The 7,076-nt window shown below is 71.7% G+C and carries 5 protein-coding genes; 4 read left to right on the forward strand and 1 reads right to left on the reverse strand.

What is annotated here, in order from left to right:
• The first annotated feature begins 156 nt into the window (after positions 1-156).
• Entirely contained in the window at positions 157-2,040 is a 1,884-nt protein-coding gene (locus AN216_RS03655; RefSeq protein ID WP_070195131.1) for an ABC-F family ATP-binding cassette domain-containing protein, read from the forward strand.
• A 308-nt stretch (positions 2,041-2,348) separates the two neighbouring features.
• Here the strand turns inward: AN216_RS03655 and AN216_RS29030 are convergent, their stop codons facing one another.
• On the reverse strand, positions 2,349-2,621 hold the full coding sequence (locus tag AN216_RS29030; protein WP_070195132.1) for an Imm21 family immunity protein: 273 nt from the start codon (positions 2,619-2,621) through the stop codon (positions 2,349-2,351).
• Between the two features lie 248 nt (positions 2,622-2,869).
• Here AN216_RS29030 and AN216_RS03665 point away from each other — a divergent pair, with 248 nt between their 5' ends.
• From AN216_RS03665 to AN216_RS03675, 3 genes are all read left to right on the forward strand, one after another.
• The gene (locus AN216_RS03665; protein WP_079166218.1) at positions 2,870-4,111 is read left to right on the forward strand and encodes a PP2C family protein-serine/threonine phosphatase; all 1,242 of its coding nucleotides are present in this window, start codon (positions 2,870-2,872) and stop codon (positions 4,109-4,111) included.
• A 649-nt stretch (positions 4,112-4,760) separates the two neighbouring features.
• Positions 4,761-6,179 (forward strand): outer membrane protein assembly factor BamB family protein, encoded by a 1,419-nt coding sequence (locus AN216_RS03670; protein ID WP_244502302.1) that lies wholly within the window; start codon positions 4,761-4,763, stop codon positions 6,177-6,179.
• Between the two features lie 155 nt (positions 6,180-6,334).
• Positions 6,335-7,015 (forward strand): helix-turn-helix transcriptional regulator, encoded by a 681-nt coding sequence (locus AN216_RS03675; RefSeq protein WP_070195134.1) that lies wholly within the window; start codon positions 6,335-6,337, stop codon positions 7,013-7,015.
• The last annotated feature ends 61 nt before the right edge of the window (positions 7,016-7,076 follow it).

Here is a 7,076-nt window from a genome sequence, read left to right on the forward strand (position 1 = left end):
CCGCTGCCGGCCCCTACGCCGCCACCGCTCGTACGGCACCCGCCCGTACGCCGCCCGCCCGCCCGGGCTTGCCCGTACCGCCGCTCGCCGGCGAGCCGGTAGCCGCCGGCGGGCGACTACCCTGGACGGCTGACCGGCTCGCGTAACGGGAGAGAGATGCCTGCCAACCTCGTCAATCTGGAAACCGTCGACAAGGTGTACGGCACCCGTGCGCTGCTCGACAGCCTCTCGCTCGGTGTCAGCGAGGGGGACCGGATCGGCGTCGTCGGACGGAACGGCGACGGCAAGACCACGCTGGTCCGGGTCCTCGCCAAGCGGGAGCCCGCCGACAGCGGCCGGGTCACCCACTCCGGCGGCCTGCGGCTCGGGGTGCTCACCCAGCACGACTCGCTCGACCCGGCGGCGACCGTACGACACGAGGTGCTCGGCGACCTGGCCGACCACGAGTGGGCCGGTGACCCGCGGGTGCGGGACGTGTTGCACGGCCTGTTCGGCGGACTGGACCTGCCTGGCTTCCCGGACGGCCTGGACACCGTCATCGGCCCGCTCTCGGGCGGCGAGCGGCGGCGTATCGCGCTGGCGCAACTGCTCATCGCCGAGCAGGACCTGATCGTGCTGGACGAGCCGACCAACCACCTGGACGTGGAAGGCATCGCCTGGCTGGCCGGTCACCTGCGCGCCCGCCGTTCCGCGCTGGTCTGCGTGACGCACGACCGCTGGTTCCTGGACCAGGTCTGCACCCGGATGTGGGACGTGCAGGGCGGCACGGTCCACGAGTACGAGGGCGGCTACAGCGACTACGTCTTCGCCCGCGCCGAGCGGGAGCGGATCGCGGCCAGCGAGGAGGCCAAGCGGCAGAACCTGATGCGCAAGGAGCTGGCCTGGCTGCGCCGGGGCGCCCCGGCGCGTACGAGCAAGCCGCGCTTCCGGGTGGAGGCGGCGAACGAGCTGATCGCGGACGTGCCGCCGCCCCGGGACAACGCCGAGCTGATGCGCTTCGCCACCTCGCGCCTGGGCAAGACGGTGCTCGACCTGGAGAACGTCACCATCGAGGCGGGCGACAAGGTCCTGCTGCGGCAGCTGACCTGGCAGCTGGGCCCCGGCGACCGGGTCGGGCTGGTCGGGGTGAACGGCGCCGGCAAGACCTCGCTGCTGCGCGCGCTGGACGAGGCGGCCCGTAGCGCGGGCGAGCACCAACCGGCGGGCGGGCACATCAAGGTCGGCAAGACGGTGAAGCTGGCGTACCTCTCCCAGGAGGTAGCCGAACTCGACCCGGGCCTGAGGGTGTTGGAGGCCGTGGAGCAGGTGCGCGGCCGGGTCGACCTCGGCAGGGGGCGTGAGATGACCGCCTCCCAGCTGTGCGAGCGGTTCGGTTTCGGGAAGCAGCGCCAGTGGACGCCGGTGGGCGACCTCTCCGGCGGCGAGCGGCGCCGCCTGCAACTGCTGCGGTTGCTGATGGACGAGCCGAACGTCCTGTTCCTCGACGAGCCGACGAACGACCTGGACATCGAGACGCTGACCCAGCTGGAGGACGTACTGGACGGCTGGCCGGGCTCACTGGTGGTCATCTCGCACGACAGGTTCTTCCTGGAACGCACCACGGACCGGATCATGGCGCTGCTGGGCGACGGCACGCTGCGAATGCTGCCGCGCGGCGTGGACGAGTACCTGGAGCGGCGCGCCCGGATGCGTACGGCAGGGCAGGCCGGCGCGCCGGCGCCGGAGGGCGGCGGACGACGTGGGGGTACCGCGGCCACGGAGGGCGCCCCGACGGGCACGCCCGGCGGCGCCGGTGAGCGGGGGGCGGGCACGAAGCCTACGAAGGGGGCCGGGCCGTCTCGCGCGACGCAGAAGGAACTCCAGCGCATCGAGCGGAAGCTGGACCGGATCGGCGACCAGGAGCGGTCGCTGCACGCCCGGATCGCGGAGCACGCTACGGACTTCCAGCTGGTCGCCGAGCTGGACGCCCAGCTGCGGGAGCTGACCGAGGACCGGGACGGTCTGGAGACCCGCTGGCTGGAGCTGGCGGAGGACGCCTGAGCCCAGGGCGTACATGCTGGCGGCGCCGAAGCGACGTGGCGGGCGTCAGTTCGCTGGCTGGGCGTCGAACCTGACGAAGACGCTGCCCGAGTCGCAGAAGCTGATCGCGTATGTCCCTGGTGGGATGTCGACGGCCAGGTGGGCGTCGGGGTCGTCGCCGGGACACGCGGAGTCGATCAGTCTGGCCGGGCCGTCGACCGTCCACGTACTCCTGGCCCTCCGCCAGGGCAGGGTGGCGAGCCTAAGGGGCTGTCCAGGTCGGCGAGGAACTCGGTTTCCGGGCCGTCCGGCGCGTACTGCACGAACAGCTACCGGTCAGGCAGGAAGGTCGCCGACCCCTTGCCCTCGCCGAGGACGAGGGCTTCGGCGCCACCGACCTCGATCACGGCGGCGTAGTGCTCGGCGTCTTCTCCGGCCGTGGCCTGGCAGGCGCGTCCGTAATCCCCCCAGCTGTCGTGTGCGCCCTCGAGATCGGAGTTCGGGTCGACGCCTCGCCACTGGTCGCGCACGCTGTCCGGGACGGCGATGAACGGCCCGCCTGCGGAGATCAGCCACGGCAGCAGCTCGTCACGGGATATCACCAGCGCGAGCGTACAGCTCCCAGAGTCGATGTCGCGAAGTCCCGACAGGGTCGGGTCCTCCGTCCGCTCTGGTACGGGCGACAGCGCGGCCCGGAGACGGCAGAGCGACCCGGTGGTCGGGACCGCCGACCGCCGACCGGTGGCCGGGGCCGCCGACCGGGAGCCGCGCGCACCGGAGCGGAAGCTTTTGACCCGCGCCGCACGGGCACTCAGGCTGGGGTGACGGGGACGCGGGAAGGGAGCCGGGCGTGAACAGCGGGATCGAACAGCTCTCCCGGTTGCTGACGGCCGCGGAGGAAGCGGCACCGAGCGAGGCCGTGGACGTGGTCGCCGAGAACCTCCGGCGGCGCTTCGACGCGTCCCAGGTGTCGTTCCTCATCGTGGACCTGACGGGGCGGGCCGTGGTGCGGCTGACGACCTCCGCCGTCGCCGACGGCGGAACGGAGCTGGAGCGGATCGCGCTGTTCGGCAGCGTCTACGAGCAGGTGATCCGTACCCAGCAGCGCTACCAGGAGACGATCCAGCGGGGACAGCGGGTGATCGCCCCGGTCACCAACCGTGGGGACGCCATCGGCCTGCTGGAGCTGCTGCTGCCGGCCGAGCCGGACGAGGACGTCCTCGAGGAGATCAAGGAGGCCGCGCACGCGCTGGCCTACATCGTCATCGCCGACCAGCGCTTCACCGACCTCTACACCTGGGGCAAACGCTCCCGGCCGCTCACGCTGCCGGCGGAGATCCAGCACCGGTTGCTGCCGGCCTCGCTCTCCTGCGAGGCGGCGCAGTTCGCCCTCTCCGGAAACCTGGAGCCGTCCGAGGAGATCAGCGGCGACAGCTTCGACTTCGCCCTGGACCGCGACACCCTGCATCTGTCGATCACCGATCCGATGGGCCATGACCTCACGGCCGCGCTGTCCGCCACGCTGCTCGTCGGTGCGCTACGCGGGGCCCGCCGCGTGGGTGCCGGCCTCGCCGCGCAGGCGCAGCGGGCCGGTGACGTGCTGGCTGACAACGGCGGCGGGCACGCCACCGGGCAGCTGCTCCGGGTCGAGCTGAGCACCGGGCGGGCGCTGCTGGTGAACGCCGGCCACCCCTGGCCGTTGCGGATGCGCGGCGGTTCGGTGGCGGAGGTCCCCTGCGCGGTGGACGCCCCTATCGGCTTGTCCGAGTTCACCGGACGCCCGTACCAGGAGCAGGAGCTCGACCTCCGCCCCGGCGACCGGCTGATCATGCTCACCGACGGCATGCTGGAGCGGGACGCGGAGCATGTCGAGCTGCCCGCTCTCGTCGCGTCCACCCGGGATCTGCACCCGCGCGAGGCCGCGCTCGCGCTGACGTCCACGGTCCTGGAAGCCGCCGGAGGGAGTCTGCGGGACGACGCCACCGTGCTGTGCCTGGACTGGCACGGCCCGCAGGAGACGCTGCGACGGGTTGGTTCCGGAGCGGACATCGGGCAGGCGTCGCCGGGCCGTCCCGGGGACTCCCGCGCCTGAACGTCCGGACGGGGCGGTGTCAGGTCGCTCACCCCACCCCCAACGTGCGGCTGCCCGCGCGGACTTGTTGCGAGTGTATTGATGTGGTATGTCCAAGTTTACGCTGGCTGCGGTCCGATAACGAGGACGTTGCCGCTGCGGGAACCACGGTCCGGTCTGTCGGTGTCCGGTGATAGAAAGAACATCCACTTACCTGTCAGCATTGGCGGGCCATATGTCCGAATCGCTCGGCCCTACGGGGGTTTGAGGTCGCCGGGCGCCGGTCTGCCCGTAAAGAGGGATGGTCATGTCGCAGCCGCCTCCGCCGCCGAACCAGCCGCCGTCTGGTGGCTTCGGCGGGCCAAAGGATTCGCCTCCCGGCTCCGATGGCGGGCAGCCGGGAGGGTACGGCTATCCGCAGCAGCCGCCGAACCAGCCACCGGGACAACCGCCGAACCAACCGCCGGGCCAGGCACCTGGATACGGCTATCCGCAGCAACCGCCCGGCACGCCACCGGGCATGCCGCCCGGCGGTGGTTTCGGCGCTCCGCAGCAACCGCCGGGCGCACCTCCCGGCATGCCGCCCGGCGGTGGTTTCGGCGCTCCGCAGCCCCCGCCGCCCGGCGGGTTCGGGCAGCCACCCGGGCAGCCTCCGGGCGGGTATCCGACGATGCCGCCCGGAGCGGGCGGCGGTGGCGGCCGTAACAACTCCAAGCTGATCGCCATCATCTCCGCCGTGGTCGCGGTGGTGCTGGTGGTCGGTGCCGGCGTGTTCCTGGTGAGCCAGGGCGGCGACGACGAGAACGACGAGGCGGGCAAGGGCGGCGGCAGCGACTCCAACTCCCAGGGGACGGAGGGCGCTGGCGGTTCGAAGAAGAAGCCGCAGAGCACCGACGGCAAGATGATCGCCAAGATGCCCGCGCCCGAGGTCGAGGAGCAGGTGGCCGTGCCAGGCGCCTGGGCCACCGAGAAGTCCTTCGTGAAGACCTCCACCGAGAGCGTCGTCGCCTTCGACGCGGCGTCGGGCGAACAGGCGTGGGAGCTCCCGCTGGACGGCGAGCTGTGCGGCGCCTCCCAGCACCAGACGAAGGACAACAAGACCGCCGTCACCTTCCGGGAGACCAAGTCCAGCGCCGCTGACTGCAATCAGATGATGCTGATCGACCTGAAGACCGGCAAGAAGGTCTGGCAGAAGGAGATCCCGGGCGACAGCCCGGACCCGGAGAACATCACCATCAGCCAGGGGACCGTCGCCTCCGCGTGGATCGGCGGCTCGGTCGGTTTCCGTATCGACGGCGGCAAGCAGGTCTGGTCGGCCAAGGAATCCTCCAACGACTGCAACGACGCGGGATACGCCGGTGGCGAGAAGCTGCTGGCCGTCGTCGAGTGCGGGGACTTCGGGGAGGAGGAGTTCAAGATCCAGGAACTCGACCCGAAGACCGGCGAGTCGACCAAGACGTACGAGGTATCCAGCGGGGTCGAGACCATACGGGTCGCCTCCACGAGCCCGATGGTGCTCGTGGCGGGCGCCGGCACCAGCACGCCGACGGACATCATGACCCTGTCCGGCGGCAAGTTCACGCCGAAGATCTCCCTCGACGGGGACCGTTACAACACCCCCTGCGGCACCGAGGTCGAGTCGTGCCATGGCATGACGGTCGGCAAGGACAAGGTGTACCTGTCCACCAAGGAGCACGCCGGCTCCAGGGAGGGCGAGCGGACGAACGAGATCATGGCCATCGACCTCAAGTCCGGCGACACCTCGTGGAAGTCGGACGCGGGCAAGGACCGCACCATCGTGCCGATCCAGATGGACGGCGAGACGGTCGTCGCCTACCGCCTGGCGGACTACATGGACCCCGGGCAGATCGTCGGCCTGGACCCGGCCAGCGGCAAGCAGACGCCGTATCTCAACCTCCCGAAGTCCTCCCTGGACTACGAGAAGGAGTACGGGCCGAGCACCATCTCCTCGAGGGGCGAGGTCGTGTTCGAGTACGGCAAGCTGCTGTTGCCCGATCCGTACGTCACCAAGGACAAGGGGACGTTCGTCGACGAGCGACTGCTCGGCGTGGGCTTCGGCGCCCGCTGAGCGTACGACCCTGGCGTGCGGCCACGCCGCGCCGCCTCGGCCGGTCGCCCGGCCGTCGAGTCGACGCGACACAGTCCGGCCCCCGCCGGTACGCCCAGGTGTGGCGTACCGGCGGGGGCCGGTGCGTGTGACGGGGGAGAGGCGAGGAGTTGCCGATGAGTGTGCGGCTGGTGGTGCTGGATGACCAGCGGTTGCTGGCCGAGGCGCTGGCCTCGGCGCTGAAGCTGCGCGGCCATCGGGTGCTCGCGGCGGCGGCGCCCAGCGCGGGGGCCGCCGGACTGGTCATCGGCCGGGCACCGGAGGTGTGCGTGCTGGGCACGTCCCAGCCGGCCCGGCCGGGCGCGTTCGACCCGGTGCTGCGCATCAAGCGGGAGCGCCCGCGGATCGCTGTCGTGGTGCTGGGGCCGGCGCCGAGCCCGCGGGGTATCGCCGCCGCCTTCGCGGCGGGGGCCTCCGGCTACGTCCGGCAGGGCGAGCGGATCGACGGGGTGGAACGGGCCATGCTGCGGGCACGGGCGGGAGAGGTGGCTGTTGGGCCACGGCTGCTGCGGGACGCCTTCGCCGAACTCCTGGACCCGGCCGTCGAGCCGGACGACGAGGGCCGTCGGCTGCTGGAGTTGCTGACCTCGAAGGAGGCCGAAGTGCTGGTGCGGGTCGCGGAGGGGGAGGACACCCGGCGGATCGCGGCCGGCATGCGGATCGCGCCCAGCACCGCGCGCACGCACGTGCAACGGGTGCTGCTGAAGCTGGATGTCGGCTCCCGGCTGGAGGCTGCCGCGCTGGCGGCTCGTACCGGCCTGTTGGAGCGCGCGGCCGACCAGTCGGCCCCGGGCTGACCGGTCGGCACGCCGACCGCCCGGGGCTTGACCGCCCGGCCGCGCGCTCCGACCGTTCGCC

This window comes from Streptomyces oceani (assembly GCF_001751245.1).
In the GTDB taxonomy this organism is placed as follows: Bacteria; Actinomycetota; Actinomycetes; order Streptomycetales; family Streptomycetaceae; genus Streptomyces; species Streptomyces oceani.

Coding starts and splice junctions, on each gene's coding strand:
- AN216_RS03670 (WP_244502302.1), top strand. CDS start 4,761: ATGCCGCCCGGAGCGGGCGGCGGTGGCGGCCGTAACAACTCCAAGCTG.
- AN216_RS03675 (WP_070195134.1), top strand. CDS start 6,335: ATGAGTGTGCGGCTGGTGGTGCTGGATGACCAGCGGTTGCTGGCCGAG.
- AN216_RS03655 (WP_070195131.1), top strand. CDS start 157: ATGCCTGCCAACCTCGTCAATCTGGAAACCGTCGACAAGGTGTACGGC.